The 15,873-nt window shown below is 68.7% G+C and carries 15 protein-coding genes; 7 read left to right on the top strand and 8 right to left on the bottom strand.

Translation table 11 applies throughout. The features are described 5' to 3' along the window. Positions 1–11: 11 nt before the first annotated feature. The gene (locus BLV01_RS13495; protein WP_091800298.1) at positions 12–503 is read left to right on the top strand and encodes an RDD family protein; all 492 of its coding nucleotides are present in this window, start codon (positions 12–14) and stop codon (positions 501–503) included. Positions 504–565: 62 nt separating this feature from the next. Here BLV01_RS13495 and BLV01_RS13490 read toward each other — a convergent pair whose 3' ends face one another. The 7 genes from BLV01_RS13490 to BLV01_RS13460 form a co-directional block, all read right to left on the bottom strand. Next, complete coding sequence (locus BLV01_RS13490) at positions 566–1,525, bottom strand: hypothetical protein (RefSeq protein ID WP_091800295.1); 960 nt, start codon at positions 1,523–1,525, stop codon at positions 566–568. A gap of 21 nt (positions 1,526–1,546) precedes the next feature. Beyond that, on the bottom strand, positions 1,547–1,981 hold the full coding sequence (locus BLV01_RS13485; protein ID WP_139178681.1) for a hypothetical protein: 435 nt from the start codon (positions 1,979–1,981) through the stop codon (positions 1,547–1,549). A 33-nt stretch (positions 1,982–2,014) separates the two neighbouring features. Further along, positions 2,015–2,719, bottom strand: a complete 705-nt coding sequence (locus tag BLV01_RS13480; RefSeq protein ID WP_139178680.1) for a hypothetical protein — start codon at positions 2,717–2,719, stop codon at positions 2,015–2,017. A gap of 285 nt (positions 2,720–3,004) precedes the next feature. Beyond that, positions 3,005–3,862, bottom strand: coding sequence for an META and DUF4377 domain-containing protein (locus BLV01_RS13475; RefSeq protein WP_091800286.1), 858 nt, complete (start codon positions 3,860–3,862; stop codon positions 3,005–3,007). Between the two features lie 89 nt (positions 3,863–3,951). Further along, positions 3,952–4,875: a hypothetical protein gene (locus BLV01_RS13470; RefSeq protein ID WP_139178679.1), complete on the bottom strand. Its 924-nt coding sequence runs from the start codon at positions 4,873–4,875 to the stop codon at positions 3,952–3,954. 153 nt (positions 4,876–5,028) lie between these two features. Next, positions 5,029–5,562 carry a DUF2750 domain-containing protein gene (locus BLV01_RS13465; RefSeq protein ID WP_091800280.1) on the bottom strand — a complete coding sequence of 178 codons (534 nt, stop codon included), beginning with the start codon at positions 5,560–5,562 and terminating at the stop codon, positions 5,029–5,031. A gap of 10 nt (positions 5,563–5,572) precedes the next feature. Beyond that, the gene (locus tag BLV01_RS13460) at positions 5,573–6,379 is read right to left on the bottom strand and encodes an undecaprenyl-diphosphate phosphatase (RefSeq protein ID WP_091800278.1); all 807 of its coding nucleotides are present in this window, start codon (positions 6,377–6,379) and stop codon (positions 5,573–5,575) included. A gap of 296 nt (positions 6,380–6,675) precedes the next feature. Between BLV01_RS13460 and glnA the strand changes: the two genes are divergently transcribed. From glnA to BLV01_RS13435, 5 genes are all read left to right on the top strand, one after another. Further along, positions 6,676–8,085 carry a type I glutamate--ammonia ligase gene (glnA, locus tag BLV01_RS13455; protein WP_091800277.1) on the top strand — a complete coding sequence of 470 codons (1,410 nt, stop codon included), beginning with the start codon at positions 6,676–6,678 and terminating at the stop codon, positions 8,083–8,085. A 127-nt stretch (positions 8,086–8,212) separates the two neighbouring features. Beyond that, positions 8,213–8,668 (top strand): GNAT family N-acetyltransferase, encoded by a 456-nt coding sequence (locus BLV01_RS13450; RefSeq protein WP_091800275.1) that lies wholly within the window; start codon positions 8,213–8,215, stop codon positions 8,666–8,668. A 224-nt stretch (positions 8,669–8,892) separates the two neighbouring features. Next, on the top strand, positions 8,893–9,732 hold the full coding sequence (locus BLV01_RS13445; protein WP_091800273.1) for a TorF family putative porin: 840 nt from the start codon (positions 8,893–8,895) through the stop codon (positions 9,730–9,732). A 36-nt stretch (positions 9,733–9,768) separates the two neighbouring features. Next, positions 9,769–10,107, top strand: a complete 339-nt coding sequence (locus BLV01_RS13440; protein ID WP_091800271.1) for a P-II family nitrogen regulator — start codon at positions 9,769–9,771, stop codon at positions 10,105–10,107. A 91-nt stretch (positions 10,108–10,198) separates the two neighbouring features. Continuing rightward, positions 10,199–11,530, top strand: a complete 1,332-nt coding sequence (locus BLV01_RS13435; RefSeq protein WP_217633512.1) for an ammonium transporter — start codon at positions 10,199–10,201, stop codon at positions 11,528–11,530. A gap of 177 nt (positions 11,531–11,707) precedes the next feature. On the opposite strand, the gene BLV01_RS13430 is transcribed toward BLV01_RS13435, so the two are convergent. Further along, on the bottom strand, positions 11,708–13,249 hold the full coding sequence (locus BLV01_RS13430; protein ID WP_175485932.1) for a 2OG-Fe(II) oxygenase: 1,542 nt from the start codon (positions 13,247–13,249) through the stop codon (positions 11,708–11,710). Between the two features lie 778 nt (positions 13,250–14,027). Here BLV01_RS13430 and BLV01_RS13425 point away from each other — a divergent pair. After that, on the top strand, positions 14,028–15,425 hold the full coding sequence (locus BLV01_RS13425) for a S8 family peptidase (RefSeq protein WP_091800266.1): 1,398 nt from the start codon (positions 14,028–14,030) through the stop codon (positions 15,423–15,425). Positions 15,426–15,873 lie beyond the last annotated feature (448 nt).

Genomic DNA, 15,873 nt, shown 5'->3' with positions numbered 1-15,873 from the left:
CGAGTGCAGCCATGAACGAACCGCACGATCCCTACACCGCGCCGCAGGCGCAGATCCGCGCCGAGCGCGCGGCGCAACTGGTCGTGGCCAGCCGCATCCAGCGCCTGGTCAACTACCTCATCGACAGCACCGCCTGCGTGGCGCTGATCTTCTGCGGGCTCAGCGTCTACTCGGCGATCGACCCGGGCGTGATCGAAACGCTCAAGCAGCCCGACCCCTTGCGCGACCTGGCCATGACCGCGCTGGTCCTGCTGGTCTATTACGTGCCGATGGAAGGCATGTTCGGCGTCACCCTGGGCAAGCTGGTGACCAACACCCGCGTGGTCGACGAACAGGGCCGGCCGCCGAGCTGGGGCCAGGTGCTGGCGCGCACCGTCGCGCGGCTGATCCCGTTCGAGCAGTTCACCATCCTGTTCTCGCCGGCCGATCGCCCGACCGCGTGGCACGACCGCCTGCCCAAGACCCTGGTGGTGCGCGCGCAGCCGGTGGTCGCGTCGCGCTGACGCCGCGCAAAAGACCCACGTGCGTGTTGGTGCGGGGTAAGGCGGGTGCCCGCTGCCGCGTCTTAGAGGGTCATCTTCGGGCCACCCTGGAGCGGCTCATCCGGGCCCTGCGTTGGCGATGGGGCCTGCTGCTGGGCTGGTTGCCGGTTGAGGTGCTCCACCCGGTCCAGATTCTTCTCCGCGGGCGCTTGCGCGGCGTTGCCGGCGTCGATCGCCAAGTGGTGGTGCGGCCCGGCCGGCCCGTGCGGGGAGGCATACCCGATCAGGTTCGCGCCCCCGTCCACAGCCTTGCCGATCACGACCCCAGTGAGGTTTGCCCCAACGATCGCATCGGCCTTCACGGCCGCCAAGCCAGCTGCGGCGAGGTTGCGGGCCTCGGCCTGGCTCCAGCGGCCGTCGGCCTGGGCCGCGCGGTGGAACATCTCGAAGGCGGCGTGGTCCGGGTGACCTGGGCTGTCCGCGCGCAAGGCGCGTGGCTCAGGCGCTATGTCGGGGGCGACGGTCGAGGGCTCGGTCCTCGTGTTGTGCAGGGTCGTCCAGTGCATCCCGCCCTTGCTCGTGTCGATGAAGCTGAAGACCTTGCCGGGCCCGCCGAGGTTCAGTCCGTTGCGCTCGATCAGCATGGGGTCGAGCTTCAAACGCTCCAGGTCGAGTGAGGGTTCCACGGGGTTTGACCAGCCCTGGAGCACGCGCGATGCAGACGTGATGGCGCGGGGCGCGTAGTAGTTCTGGTAGTCCGAACCGCCTGCGCGGCCCAGGTTAGCCTCTTTGGGAGGCAGGTCGAAGTGGCACAACGCCACGGCTTCGCGGTTGGGGTTCGGATTGTGCTTGTCCGCCACGAGCGGGACGCTGCCAGCGTAGATGAGCCCGTCGTCGCTCATGCGGATGTCGCGGGCGAAAGCCGGAGCGCCGCCTTTGCCGGGGCTGATGCAGTGGGTGGTGGCGTCCGCGCGCGCAAGAAAATCCTTGCGGTCGAACGTGCCGCCGTTTTGTTCGCGCACCCGGCTGGCGAGCGCGTTCATGCCCCCGATCTCGGCCACTGCCTAGCCTTCGCGCGCGGCCAGCAAGTAACGCTCGAATGGGTCGGTCAGATCGACACGTCCACCCGGACCCGCATCGCGGATAGCGTCGGCCGTTTCCGTGTCGAGCCGCCGAAGCGCTTGGTTGAGGTGGCCGCTGAAATAGGCGTGGCTGGCTTCGTGCCCCAGTGTCGCGGTGATGTTGTCGACGCGCGCGCCAGCGTTCTTTTCCGCGAACTGGTCCGCGCTGATGAAGATGGTTTTCTCAACGACGTCGTAATGCCCGCTTTGGTGGGGCGTGGTCGTGACCGCAATATGGTTCACGCGGTTCTGCCGGGCTGCGTCCACCATGGTCGACGACAGGTAGGGGGAGCTTTCGATCGCGGCCCGCACGTCGGCTTTAGCGGCGGGCGGCAGTCCGCTCAACAGCGGAACGAGTTCGGGGGGAAGGTTGCGCATCGCCGTTTTCCTTAACCGCCTGCTTCCAACACATCACCGCGGCGAAGACGCGGGCCTTACGGTCACGGTGAGATCGCGGAGACACCGTGTGTCCTCCAAAGGGCCACTCAGCATCTGGTAGTCCCCCACGCGCGCGATGATGTCGACCTTGGAGGTGGTTCGTCGAAGTTGAACCGAGTGAAATGGGAAATTGGAGAGCTCATCCAGCACCGTGTAGCCCGCGGCATGAAGCTGAGCGAGCATTCCGGTGGTGTTTACAAAGCAGGGGGGATCTACCCACAGGCCGGGGTCGACGTCGCCGCCCGGGTAAAAAAATAACTGCAGCGGCGCCTGCGGCGGCGCGTTGGGCTCGCTTTGCCAAGCCCACACGCTGAACACCCAGCCGTTGGACAGCTTCCCAACGCCTTCCAGGCTGAGGGGTTGTTTGGCCCTTGGTTGCAGCTTCAGTTCGAACCTCTTGGCCACCGATCGGGGTTGGACGTCGTCGAAGCTCTCCAGCCGCACGAGCAAGTTCACCAGCCGGCGCTCAAGCCCCTGAACGTCGTAGCCGACCGATTGTTGGCCCTTGGCTGCAGCGTCTACAGCCGCGGTGGAGGGAACGGAGCCTGTCGGCGCTGGCTCGCCCGGCGGCTGCGCGCACGCCGTCAGCGCACCCAAGGCCAGCGTCAGCAGTGGCCAGTGGGTCATCCGAAGGCGGGCGGGACCTCTCAGGGTCTTGGCGATGGCGTTGCGTGTCATGTGGGTTCCTTCTTCCGCTGCGTCCATTGCCTTAGCGCCAAGCGATGCCAACGATGCAACCCTGATTGGCCCATCAAGGCTGCTGGTGTCAACGCGATCGAACGGACAACGAGACGTCGAGCGCAGATTGGAAGGCCCGCTGAAGATGTATGTGTCCATCGAGCACTCAAGGTGTGCCTAGTATCTCGCGGACCAACGTGACCGGACACGAGACAAAAAAGCCCGGCCGCGCGAGCGGCCGGGCTTTTCGTTCGGGTTTGGATCGCGCCTGTGCGCGAGCCGCGCTTACTTCGCCTTCGGCACCGGTACCGCTTCGCTCTCGACCACCATGTCGAGCACGTAGGCCACCGACGGCGCGTCGGCCGGCGGGTTCTTGACGTCGAACTTCTTCACCCGCACCACGTTGCGGATGCCGGCCTCGTGCTGGTAGCCCTCGATGTCCTGGTAGAGGAAATGCCACTCGTCGGCGGTCTTGAGCGCGACGCCGTTGTCGTCGTACTTGCGCTCGCGCACCCACAGGCACTTGTGGTTGGGCATCAGCGGATGCGGGCACTCGCGCAACTGCGAGTCCACTTCCAGGAACTCGGTGGTGCCGGCGCTGCCGTAGCGGGTTTCCGCGGTCGGCTCGCCGCTGAGGACGAGCTTGGCGCCGGCGGCGGTGGTCAGCAGCAGGCGCGGGTTCGGCGGCTGGCCTTCGACCGCGTAGGCGACATCGCCCTTGAGCTGTTCGGCGATCGCGCTGTCCATCTGCATCAGGCGCGCGTCCTGGCAGGCCATCAGGGTGGTGCGGAAATCGCCGACGTGCAGGCGGTCGCCGTCGAGCTTGAAGCCGGCGCCGACGTGGTTGCAGCCGCCGGACACGCCGAGGTTGTCGCCGACGAAGCTCAGCTTCAGGCCGTACTTGCCTTCGCGCTGCAGCAGCGCGATCGGCTTGCCGGCGGCGTCGACGGCGCTGTCGAGGTTCCAGGTGAAGCCGCGCAGGTTGATGCGCGCGGCCGGCGCGGCGTCGTTCTTGATCGTCGCATCGACCTTGGGCTTGGCCGGGTCGGCGCCCTTGTCGGCGGAAGTCGAGGGCGCGGCGCAGGCGGCGAGCAGGACGCTGGACAGCGCGGCGGCGAGGAACACGGGGCGTTGGTTTTTCATGGGCGCAATGATCCGGGGTGAGTCGCGAAAAACAGATGAACGCAGCGCCGCGCGGCGTGGGGTTTTGCGCGTTCAGGCGCGGGTCGGGCTCAGCGCGCGCTCGTCGCGGTCGTGAGGCCGTCGCTTTCGACCTGGGGAATGTCCTCGTAGCGCGACACGTAGTCGACGACATAGATGCCGGCCGAGCACTGCTTGCCGGCCAGGCTGGGGTAGCGGCGCGCTTCCAGCACCTGATGCTGGTTTTCTTGCAGGCGCCGCCCGTCCAACGCGTGCCGCGGCAGGGTGAACCATTCCGACGCGGTCTGCGGTTTGCCCTTCGCCGAATGCAACTCGCGCACCGACAGGCAGTCGGGCGTGGGCGGATTCAGCGGCCCGCAACCGGTCGAACACCGCTTCAGCCCCGCGGCGACTTCCAGGGTCACGGGCTCGCCCTTGACGCCATAGGCCGCATCCGTGGTCTGCAGGATGAAGTGGGTGCCGTCGGCGCCGATCAGGTGCAGGCGCTGGGTCGCGCCGCTGCCTTCCAGCCAATGTTCGAACGGCGGCGCGAGGTGATCGGAGAGCAGCTTGTCCATCGCCAGCGGGCGCTCGCTCCGGGTGCCGACCGCGGTCGAGACGAAGCCGCCGCCCTTCTTGCGCAGGCCCAGCCGGGTGGGAACGAAAGAGGCGATGCGCGAGCCGTCGATCCGGTAGTACATCGAAATCTCGTTGGCGCCGCCGCTGAAGCTCATGCGTTGCGGACCGAATTCCAGATAGACCTGATCCAGCGCATCGGCCTGCAGCAACGCCAGCGCGTTGCCGTCGGCGCGCGTGGCCAGCTGCACCTGCCAGCGGTATTCGCTCAGGTCGGCGACGCTGGCGCCGCGTCGCGGCAACGGAACGATCGTCGGGTCCGACGACTCATCGATGAGGTAGCCGGCCGGCTTGGCGTACACCGCCACGGCATAGGCGACCGGCAGCGCGAACACCAGGGCGGCCACGGCGATGCGCAAGGGCGACAGGAACGGACGCATGGCGATCTCCATACCGGGGCGCCCAGCCTGAGGCAGGACGGCGCGCTCCGCCGGCAGGGATATGCGATGAGGCTCGCATTATCGAAGAGTCGCCGCGGCCGCGGCGACACGGATGGAGCCTGCGTCTGTGCTGGCCGGCGCGCGGCCGCGCGCTCAGTCGCCCTTGGGCTTGGCGAACTTCTGCGCCAGCGCGCGTTGCGCCTGGGCGAGGTCGAGCGCGGGCGCGGCGTCGGCGGATTCGTCCGCCGCCGCGCCGGCGTCGGCGATCACCGCGTCGAGGTGTTCGAGCAACTGCGCCGGCGCGACCACCGCGCACTGCATCGCCAGGTCCGGGAACGTGCCGACGCCGACGCCGGCCTCGTCCATCGCCGCGGCGGCGCGTTCGCGCCAGGCGGCCAGTTCGCGCGGCGCCGGCGCGTAGCCGGCGAGGTTCGGCGATTGCGCGCGCGCCTGCGCCAGCGCGGCGTGCGCGGTCGCGGCCGAGGGCCAGGCCGGCAACAGTTCCTGGCCGTCGCCGTCGAACAGGGTCAGCAGGTACTCACCCGACTCGGCCACCCAGAAGCGGCCGCTGTCGGCGACCGCGGCGAGGAACGCGGCGTAGCGTTCGGCGGCGGACAGCGCCTGGTCTTCGAGCAGTTCCTGCTCCAGGCGCGCGGCGTCGGCGTGCGGTGGTTGCGGATCGGGCATGGCGGATTCCTCAGCTGCCGGCCGGCATCAGCCACAGCAGGGCGATGCCGAACACGAGACGGTAGATCGCGAACGCGGTGAAGCGGTGGCTCTGGATGTAGCGCAGCAGCCATTTGACCGCGATGAAGGCGGTCACCGCCGAGGCGACGAAGGCCACCGCCAGCGCGCTCCAGTCTTCCTGCGCCGCGGCCGGCGTGCCGATCACGCCCATCAGCTCATAGCCGCTGGCGGCGAACATGGTCGGGATGCCGACCAGGAACGCGAACTCGGTCGCCGCCGCGCGCGAGGTGGTGCCGGCGAGCAGGGCGACGAAGATCGTCGCCGCCGAGCGCGAGGTGCCCGGGAACACGCCGGCCACGACCTGGGCGATGCCGACCAGGGTCGCGACCGTCCAGGTGATGTCGCTGCGCTCGCCGAGCGCGGCGGCGCGCTTGGCGGCGAAATGCTCGGCCGCGATCATCCACACGCCGCCCAGCACCAGCGCCCAGGCGATCGGGGCGACGTGGTCGGGCAGGGTGAAGCCGGCCTTCTTGACCACGATGCCGAGCGCGCCGGTGATGCCGAAGGCGAGCCCGAGCTTGAGCAGGTAGTCAAGGTTGTCGCGCTGGGTGAAGCCGACCGCCAGCCCCCACAGGCGCTTCCAGTAGATCGCCACCACCGCCAGGATCGCGCCGGCCTGGATCGAGATGTTGAACAGGTCCGAGCGCGCGCCGAGCCAGTGCTGGGCGATCAGCAGGTGGCCGGTGCTGGAGATCGGCAGGAATTCGGTGATGCCTTCGATGATGCCCAGGAGAAGGGCGGCTAGCAGATCGGTCATTGGGGGGCGGGAGTCGGGAATAGGGAGTCGGGAATCGCACGGCGACGCGGTCGGGGGAGGCCGCGGCCGGCGGTCAGAATAGCGGAAAGGTCCTTTTCCCAAATTGGTGCGAAGCGGGTTTTGTTTGCACGATATTGGTGCATTCGGCTGGACTGCTTAGCCGATCATCCTTTTGAATCAATTACTTGGGTAAGCATAGCGCTTGGCACGCGACTTGCTTTCTTCCTTGGCAGGCGCTCCATGCCCCCGCGTTGCCCGCTTCCCCATTCCCGACTCCCCAATCCCGGATCCCAGCCATGTCCCTCGAACACGTCGAAAAGCTCATCAAGGACCACAAGGTCGAATTCGTCGATCTGCGCTTCACCGACATGCGTGGCGTGCAGCACCACGTGACCTTCCCCAAGTCGATCGTCGAGCCGGCGCTGTTCGAAGACGGCAAGATGTTCGACGGTTCCTCGATCAGCGGCTGGAAGGGCATCAACGAGTCGGACATGATCCTGCTGCCCGACGCCTCGACCGCGTTCCTGGATCCGTTCACCGCCGATCCGACCGTGGTGCTGACCTGCGACATCCTCGACCCGGCCACCATGCAGGCCTACTCGCGCGATCCGCGCGGCGTGGCCAAGCGCGCCGAGGCCTACCTCAAGTCCAGCGGCATCGCCGACCAGGCCTTCTTCGGCCCCGAGCCCGAGTTCTTCATCTTCGACTCGGTGCGCTACGCCAACGACATGGGCCACACCTTCTTCCACATCGATTCGGAAGAAGCCGCGTGGAACTCGGGCCGCGAATACGAAGGCGGCAACAGCGGCTACCGTCCGGGCGTGAAGGGCGGCTATTTCCCGGTCGCCCCGCTCGACTCGCTGCACGACATCCGCGCCGAGATGTGCAAGACGCTGGAACAGGTCGGCATCGAGGTGGAAGTGCACCACCACGAAGTCGCCAACGCCGGCCAGTGCGAGATCGGCACCAAGTTCAACTCGCTGGTCGCCAAGGCCGACGAACTGCTGACGATGAAGTACATCATCAAGAACGTCGCCCACCGCAACGGCAAGACCGCGACCTTCATGCCCAAGCCGATCGTCGGCGACAACGGCAGCGGCATGCACGTGCACCAATCCTTCGCCAAGGGCGGCGTCAACCTGTTCTCCGGCGACGGCTACGGCGGCCTGTCGCAGATGGCGCTGTGGTACATCGGCGGCGTGTTCAAGCACGCGCGCGCGATCAACGCCTTCACCAACTCGGGCACCAACAGCTACAAGCGCCTGGTGCCGGGTTATGAGGCGCCGGTGATGCTGGCGTACTCGGCGCGCAACCGTTCGGCGAGCTGCCGCATCCCGTACGTGGCCAACCCGAAGGCGCGCCGCATCGAAATGCGCTTCCCCGACCCGATCCAGTCGGGCTACCTGACCTTCGCCGCGCTGATGATGGCCGGCCTGGACGGCATCAAGAACCAGATCGATCCGGGCGCGCCGAGCGACAAGGACCTCTACGACCTGCCGCCGGAAGAGGAGAAGGGCATCCCGACCGTGTGCCACTCGCTCGACCAGGCCCTGGAAGCGCTGGACAAGGACCGCGACTTCCTCAAGGCCGGCGGCGTGTTCACCGACGACTTCATCGACGGCTATATCGCGCTGAAGATGCAGGAAGTGACCAAGTTCCGCGCCGCGACCCACCCGCTGGAATACCAGATGTACTACGCCGTCTGACGGCGCCGCGGCGCGGCCGCATCGCGCGGCCGCGCTGCATCCGCAACGATCCAATCTCCCAGGGCGGCGGCCTCGCGCCGGCGCTTTCGGAATGTACTTTGCCTCGCAAACGCAGGAGCGGCGACCGATGCAGATCCGCGCAGGCCAGCTCGACCGTCCCGAAGTGATCGCGCTGCTGCGCGAACACCTGCAAGGCATGGCCGAACTGTCGCCGCCGGACAGCGTCCACGCGCTCGGCCTGGACGCGCTCAAGCATCCGCAGATCAGCTTCTGGAGCGCGTGGGACGACGAAGAACTGCTCGGCTGCGGCGCGCTCAAGCAACTGGATGCGGCGCACGGCGAGATCAAGTCGATGCGCACCGCCGGCGCGCACCGCCGGCGCGGCGTGGCCGCGGCGATGCTCGAGCACATCCTCGCCGAGGCCGCGCGCCGTGAGTACCGGCGGCTGAGCCTGGAAACCGGCTCGATGGATGGATTCGGGCCCGCGCGCAGCCTGTACGCGCGTTACGGCTTCGACTACTGCGGGCCGTTCGCCGACTATCGCGACGACCCCAACAGCGTGTTCATGAGCAAGGCGTTGTAACCCGCACGGCCCGAAGCGAACGCTTCGGGCCGTGTTCGTTTGGGCGGCTTTCGATTCCGACTTCAACCAGGAGAACGCGCACGACGGGCCACGTCCGCCGCGGGGCGGCTTGTTTCCGAAAAACGGCGAGAACGACGACGAAGCGTTCCGCCGCATCCCGCACCACCGCTTCCTTCGCGAAGCAATGACCGGGGAGGGGCCACCGCTTATGAGGAGCCTGCGTCATGTCGTCTCACACCAGCGATCACACCATCGATGCCGTCGCCACCACGGCGTCCCGCGTCAGGACGACGCCCGCACACGCTCCGCACCAGGGCCGCGCCGCGCGCCGCGGCCTGCTCGCGCTGGCGCTCGCCTGCGCCACGGCGCCGGCGTTCGCCGGCACCAGCGGCTCGGTCGCGCTGACCACGGACTATCTGTTCCGCGGCGTGTCCCAGACCAACCAGAAGCCGGCGCTGCAGGCCGGCATCGAGTACGCCCACGACAACGGCTTCTACGCCGGCGCCTGGGGCAGCAACGTCAGCTGGCTGGCGGACACGGTCGTCGTCGGCGACGACATCTCCAGCAGCCTGGAACTCGACGGTTACCTGGGCTATCGCGGCAAGGCCGGGGAGATCTTCTCCTACGACGTCGGCGTGCTGACTTACTACTACCCGGGCAGCTATCCGTCCGGCTTCAATAGCCCCAACACCACCGAGGCGTACCTGGGCGGCACGCTCGCGGCGAGCGAGACGGTGTCGATCGGGCTGAAGTATTCGTACTCGCTCACCGACCTGTTCGGCTACGCCGATTCCGACGGCTCGGGCTATCTCGACGCCAACCTCAACTGGACCTTCCAGCCGGGCTGGACGCTGAACCTGCACGGCGGCAGGCAGTGGATCGAAGGCAACGGGGCGTTCGAGTACACCGACTGGAAGCTGGGCGTGACCAAGAGCTTCGACAACGGGTTCTCGGTCGCCGCGGCCTACAGCGACACCGACGCCGAGAAAGCGCTCTACACCAACGCCCACGACAACTTCCTGGCCGACAGCGCCTTCGCCGTGACCGTGAGCAAGGCGTTCTGACGCCGTGCCGACCCGCTTGCTACCAGGAGCCTTGAGATGAAACTGATCATCGCGATCATCCGCCCGTTCAAGCTCGACGAAGTGCGCGAAGCGCTCACCGAAGTCGGCGTATCGGGCATCACCGTCACCGAGGTCAAGGGCTTCGGGCGACAGAAGGGCCACACCGAGCTGTACCGCGGCGCCGAGTACGTCGTCGACTTCCTGCCCAAGCTCAAGATCGAGTGCGCCGTGCCCGACGCCCAGCTCGACGCGGCGCTGGAGGCGATCCAGAACGCCGCGCGCACCGGCAAGGTCGGCGACGGAAAGATCATCGTCGTGCCGGTGGAGAACACGGTGCGCATCCGCACCGGCGAACTCGACGACGACGCGCTTTGACGACGAGCCCCTTGACTTCGGCCTGCGAGAAATCTCCATGAAATACGCGAAGAGTTTCGACGACCGCTCGCGCGAGCGGATCTGCAAGACGATGTTGTGGGCCGCGCTGCCGCTGGCGGCGCTGCTGGCGTTCGCCCCCGCCCACGCGCAAGAGGCGGCGGCCGCGGCCGCAGCCGCCAAGCCCGTGGTCGACAAGGGCGACGTGGCCTGGATGCTGACCTCGACCCTGCTGGTGCTGTTGATGACCGTGCCCGGTCTGGCCCTGTTCTACGGCGGGCTGGTGCGCTCCAAGAACGTGCTGTCGGTGCTGATGCAGGTGCTGGCGGTGTTCTCGCTGATCGTGCTGTTGTGGGTCAGCTATGGCTACTCGTTGGCGTTCGCCGGCGGCAACGCCTGGATCGGCACCTTCGACAAACTGTTCCTCAAGGGCGTAAACAAGGACTCGCTGGCGGCGACGTTCACCGCCGGCGTGGCGCTGCCCGAGTACGTGTTCGTGGCGTTCCAGTCGACCTTCGCCGGCATCACCGGCGCGCTGATCGTCGGCGCGTTCGCCGAGCGGATCAAGTTCGCCGCGGTGCTGCTGTTCGCGGCGATTTGGTTCACCTTCGCCTACCTGCCGATCGCGCACATGGTCTGGTACGGGCCGGACGGCTTCCTGTTCGCCAAGGGCGCGATCGACTTCGCCGGCGGCACCGTGGTGCACATCAACGCCGGCGTCGCCGGCCTGGTCGGCGCCTACTTCGTCGGCAAGCGGGTGGGCTACGGACGCGAAGCGCTCAAGCCGCACAACGTGACCTTCACCATGATCGGCGCGTCGCTGCTGTGGGTGGGCTGGTTCGGCTTCAACGCCGGCTCCAACCTGGAGGCCACCTCCGGCGCGGCGCTCGCGTTCCTCAACACCTTGCTCGCCACCGCCGCGGCGGCGCTGGCGTGGAGCCTGGTGGAGAAGATCGCCAAGGGCAAATCGTCGATGCTCGGCGGCGCATCGGGCGTGGTCGCCGGCTTGGTCGCGATCACTCCGGCCTGCGGTACGGTCGGCCCGTTCGGCGCCATCGCCATCGGCGCGATCGCCGGCGCGGCCTGCGTGTGGGGCGTGCACGGGCTCAAGCGCCTGTTGCGCGCCGACGACGCGCTCGACGTATTCGGCGTGCACGGCCTGGGCGGCATCATCGGCGCGCTGCTGACCGGCGTGTTCAGCGCGCCGGCGCTGGGCGGCTTCGGCCTGGGCGCGGGCAACGACAGCATCGCCGCGCAGGTCGGCGTGCAGGCACTGGGCGTGGCGATCACCGTGGTGTGGTCGGGGCTGGTGTCGGTGGTCGCGTTCGTGATCGTCAAGGCGGTGGTCGGCCTGCGCGTGGCCGAGGAGGCCGAGCGCGAGGGCCTGGACATCACCACGCATGGCGAGTCGGCGTACGAGAGCTGAGCGGGCGCCCCTCTCCCGTGCGCGGGGGAGGGGCGATGGTGGGCGTTGGGTCGCGGCGTAGTTGCGGTGTCGCGGTCGCGGCTTGCGCCGCTCCTACAATTGGAATCGAACCGGGCGAAGCCCCTGTAGGAGCGGTGCGAGCCGCGACCGCGACACTGCAGATGCGACGAAACCCGATCAACCCGTCCGCAACACCCTGTCATAACCGCAACTGAGCAGGCGCCCGTCGTCGAGCAGCAACGCATCGGTGGCGAAGTTGTCGTGCCGCCGTTCGTGCAGCAGCGTCCCGTCGCGGTCCCACACCCGCACCCGCCCGTCCTCGCCGCAACTGGCCAGGCGACCGTCGCCGAACCAGCGCACCCGCCGCACCGCAGCGTCGTGCGCGGGCCAGTCGCGCTCGCAACGCAATCCACCGTCGGCCGCGTGGGCGATGCGCACGCGGCCGTCCACCCCGGCGAACGCGACCCAGGCATCGCCTGTATCCGTGCAGGCGTCCACGCTGCGCAACGCAACGCCGCAATGCAGGCGGGCGATGCGCTCGCCGCGCTGCGCGTCCCACCAGGCCAGTTCGCCGTCCTCGCTGGCGCTGAGCAGCCCCGACCCGCCCAGCGCGCACAGCGACCACACCCAACCCGCATGCGCGGCCCATCCGTGCAGCGGCTCGCCGTCGTCGCGCCACACGCTGATGCGGCCGTCGGCGGCGCCGCTGGCCAAGCGCCCGTCGCCGAGCCGGGCCAGGCACAGCGCCGCGGAATCGTGCGCGACTTCGCTGCGCAGGCAGCGCCCGTCGGCGAGGTTCCAGATCCGCAGGCCACGGTCGCGCGATACGGTCGCCAGCCGCGCGCCCGGCAATTCGCACAGGCCCAGCACCGACTGCGCGTGGCCGCGCAGCCGCGCTTGCTCGCGTCCGTCGCCGGACCACAGCCGCACCTGCGCGTCGCGCCCGGCGCTGGCGATGCGGCCGTCGCGCAGGCGCGCCAGCGTCCACACATAGCCGTCGTGGCCCGGCGCGAACGGCGCATCGGCGCGCGCCGCCTGCGCGGGTTCGCGATGGCCGTCGATGCGCTGGTACATCAGGTCGCTGCGCAGCAGGTGCTTGACCCCGGCGGCGACCGCCTCGCCGGCATGCCACAGCGCGTGATCGAACAGGATCAGCGCGCCCGCGCGCGGCCGCACCCGCGCCAGCGGCGCACCGTCGGCCTCGCCGCCGCGGCCGGGGCCGTGCGCGTAGAACAAGGTGTCGCCGCCGACGAAGGCGTCGCCGTCGGTGAGGTAGATCATGAAGGTCAGGCGGCTGCGCAGGTCCGGGCCGCGGTGGTGCACGCCGTCCTGGTGCACGTTGAAGCGCTGGCCCGGACGGTAGCGGCACAGGCGCAGGCGTTCGTTGAGCGATCGCAGCCGCCAGCGCGCGCCGTCGGCATCGGTGAGCTCGGCCGGCGCGTACTCGCGCAGGCGTTCGAACAGGCGCTGCGCCAGCGCCGGATCGTCGAGCACCTGGCGGTCGTTGTTGCGGTAGGACGGCGGATAGTCGCCGCCGGCGCCGGCGAAACCGCGGCTCTCGGCGGCGGCGATCAGCGCCGCGCATTCGGCCGCATCGAGAAAGCCTTGGATCAGCGCGCACGCGCCGAGCCAGGCCGGCAGCGGCCGTTCGATGGCGCCGACGGCGGACGACGCGGCGTCCGCCCGCAGGGGCAGGAGCGTGTGGGCAGCGGCGTTCATGTCGAATCCTTCCTTCTGGTGCGGACTGGGGTCCGCGGCCGCGGCGATGCGCTCAGGGTCGAAGTTACTCCTGCGCGGGCGGGGCGTCGAGGGTGGGAGGCGGGCGCCCGGACGAGCGATCTTTTGCGGGGGAATGCACCCGTTGTCCGGGCTTCGGGAGCGGGCGCGTTCGTTCGTCGCTGCGGTGGCTCGCGGCTCGCGCCGTTCCTGCAGGCGGCTCGGCTGCCTGCGCATCCGACAGCGCGAGCCACGACTGCGACCCTGCAACAACGCCGTCAACAGCGAGGCAGGATCGCGACGATCCCGTTCGCTCTCGGCTCGCCCGCGCGACCGCAAGCGACGCCATCGCCGCGCACCACGAAAGGTCCTGCAGCGAGCCTTGCGCACGTACGTTCGCGCGGCAAAAAACGTCGCCAACCATTCCCGATTGGATAACCGATTTCCGCAATCCAATCGCGCGCGGACGCATCGCAAACTGCGTCGCATTCGTTCATCGCGTTGCGAAAACGCGCGCTGCGCATTCATGCGAACGCCAGCCGCGACGATGCGCAATCCATGATGTTTTCGTCGAAGCCGATGTGACCGCAGGTGGTTTAGCGGTTGTCGAATAAATATTCCGCCCTAGGCTCCAGTGCGCGGGCATAGCGCTGCCCGCAGACCACGTCCGGACGCGCTCGCGTAAGGCAACGTCGTACGTCTCCACTGCTGGACACGCGAGAGGGACCAGGACGGTTCCGCCGCAGATCGCGGCTCATCGAAACAACACGGGAGTTTCGCAATGTCTTCGCAATCCACGCTCCGCCTCCGCCGGCACGCCCTGGCGGCCGCCGTCGCCTGCCTCATCGCCGCGCCCGCCTTCGCCTCCGACCGCGTCGACCTCAGCGGCCTGAAGGCCGACGAGCCGGTCGACGGCTTCCTGGTCACCTACGACGCCGGCGCGCCCAAGGCCGCGGCGTTCCAGCGCGATCTCGACATCGCCCTGGCCTCGGTCGGCCGCAAGGACCTGAAGATCCAGCACACCCGCACCATCTCCACCGGCGCCGAGCTGGTCGAGGTCAACCGCGCGCTCGACGTGGTCGAAGCGGCGGCGTTGATGAAGAGCATCGCCGCCGACCCGCGGGTGAAGTTCGTCGAGCCCAACGCGCGCTTCCAGGCGCTGTTGACCCCGAACGATCCGCTGTGGTCGCAGCAGTGGGGGCTCAACGGGCCCTACGGGATCAAGGCCAACACCGCCTGGGACAACGGCTACCAGGGCCGCGGCAAGATCATCGCGGTGATCGATACCGGCATCACCGATCATCCCGACCTGCTCGCCAACCGCACCACGCCGCTGGGCTACGACTTCATCACCAGCGCCGCCACCGCCAACGACGGCAACGGCCGCGACGCCGATCCGCACGATCCGGGCGACTGGAGCACCGCCGGCCAGTGCGGCCTGGGCCAGCCGGCGCGCAATTCCAGCTGGCACGGCACCCACGTCAGCGGCATCGCCGCGGGTGTGACCAACAACGCGGCCGGCATCGCCGGCACCGCGTTCCAGGCGCAGATCCTCAGCGCGCGCGTGCTCGGCCGCTGCGGCGGCACCCTGGCCGACATCGCCGATGCGATCACCTGGGCGTCGGGCGGCAGCGTCTCGGGCGTGCCCGCGGTCGGCGCCAACAAGGCCACGGTGATCAACATGAGCCTGGGCGGCGGCGGCGCGTGTTCGGCGAGTTCGGCCATGCAGCTGGCGATCAACTCGGCCGTCGCCGCCGGCACCACGGTGGTGGTCGCGGCCGGCAACAGCAACGCCGATGCGTCGGGCTTCCAGCCGGCCAGCTGCAACAACGTCATCAACGTCGGCGCCACCACCTCGGCCGGCGTGCGCGCCAGCTTCTCCAACTATGGCGCCAAGGTCGACGTGGCCGCGCCCGGCCAGAGCATCCTGTCCACGCTCAACGCCGGCGCCACCACGCCGGGCGCGTTCAACTACGTCAACTACAACGGCACCTCGATGGCGGCGCCGTTCGTGGCCGGCATCGTCGCGCTGATGCAGTCCAAGCCCAGCCCGGACCTGAGCCCGGCGCAGGTGGAGCAGATCATCAAGAACACCGCTTCGCCGTTCGCCTCGCCGCAGAGCCCGACCATCGGCACCGGCATCGCCAACGCCGACGCGGCCACCGACGCCACGCCGTAAGCGCGTCGCCGCGCGCAACGGCTGCGCGTACCGCGGCCGCGGCGCGGGGCGATCGCGACTTGTGACTTGCGGACTCCGGCTTCGGCCGGGGTCCGCTTTCTCGTCTTCGCCGGCCCGCGCCGGCCCGCGCGCGCACCCTCGCGCAGGCGTCGCCGAGGCTTGCGCAAGCGCCGTGATGCAGTGCGCAATCGCGCGCCGTATACGCCCGGCCGCGACGCGCTCCGGCCCGGTCGCGCGTGCACGCGCAAGCGCGACTTTGGTCCAGGCCCAGGCACCGCCCGCCCGCGCCGAAACCGCCTGCATCGTCCAAAAACGCGCGATTCGCGTGACCCGCATCACGCAAGCGCCGCACATCCGTCCTGTCCCGCGCGTCCGTTCGATTTCCTAAGAAATCGTGCTGCATTGCGACATCGTGTCCGCTGTGTTGACAGCGCTGTCATAGCCGGGC

Origin of the sequence: Lysobacter sp. yr284 (assembly GCF_900107375.1) — a bacterium.
GTDB lineage: Bacteria > Pseudomonadota > Gammaproteobacteria > Xanthomonadales > Xanthomonadaceae > Lysobacter.
This window is presented reverse-complemented; position numbering and strand designations above follow the sequence as displayed.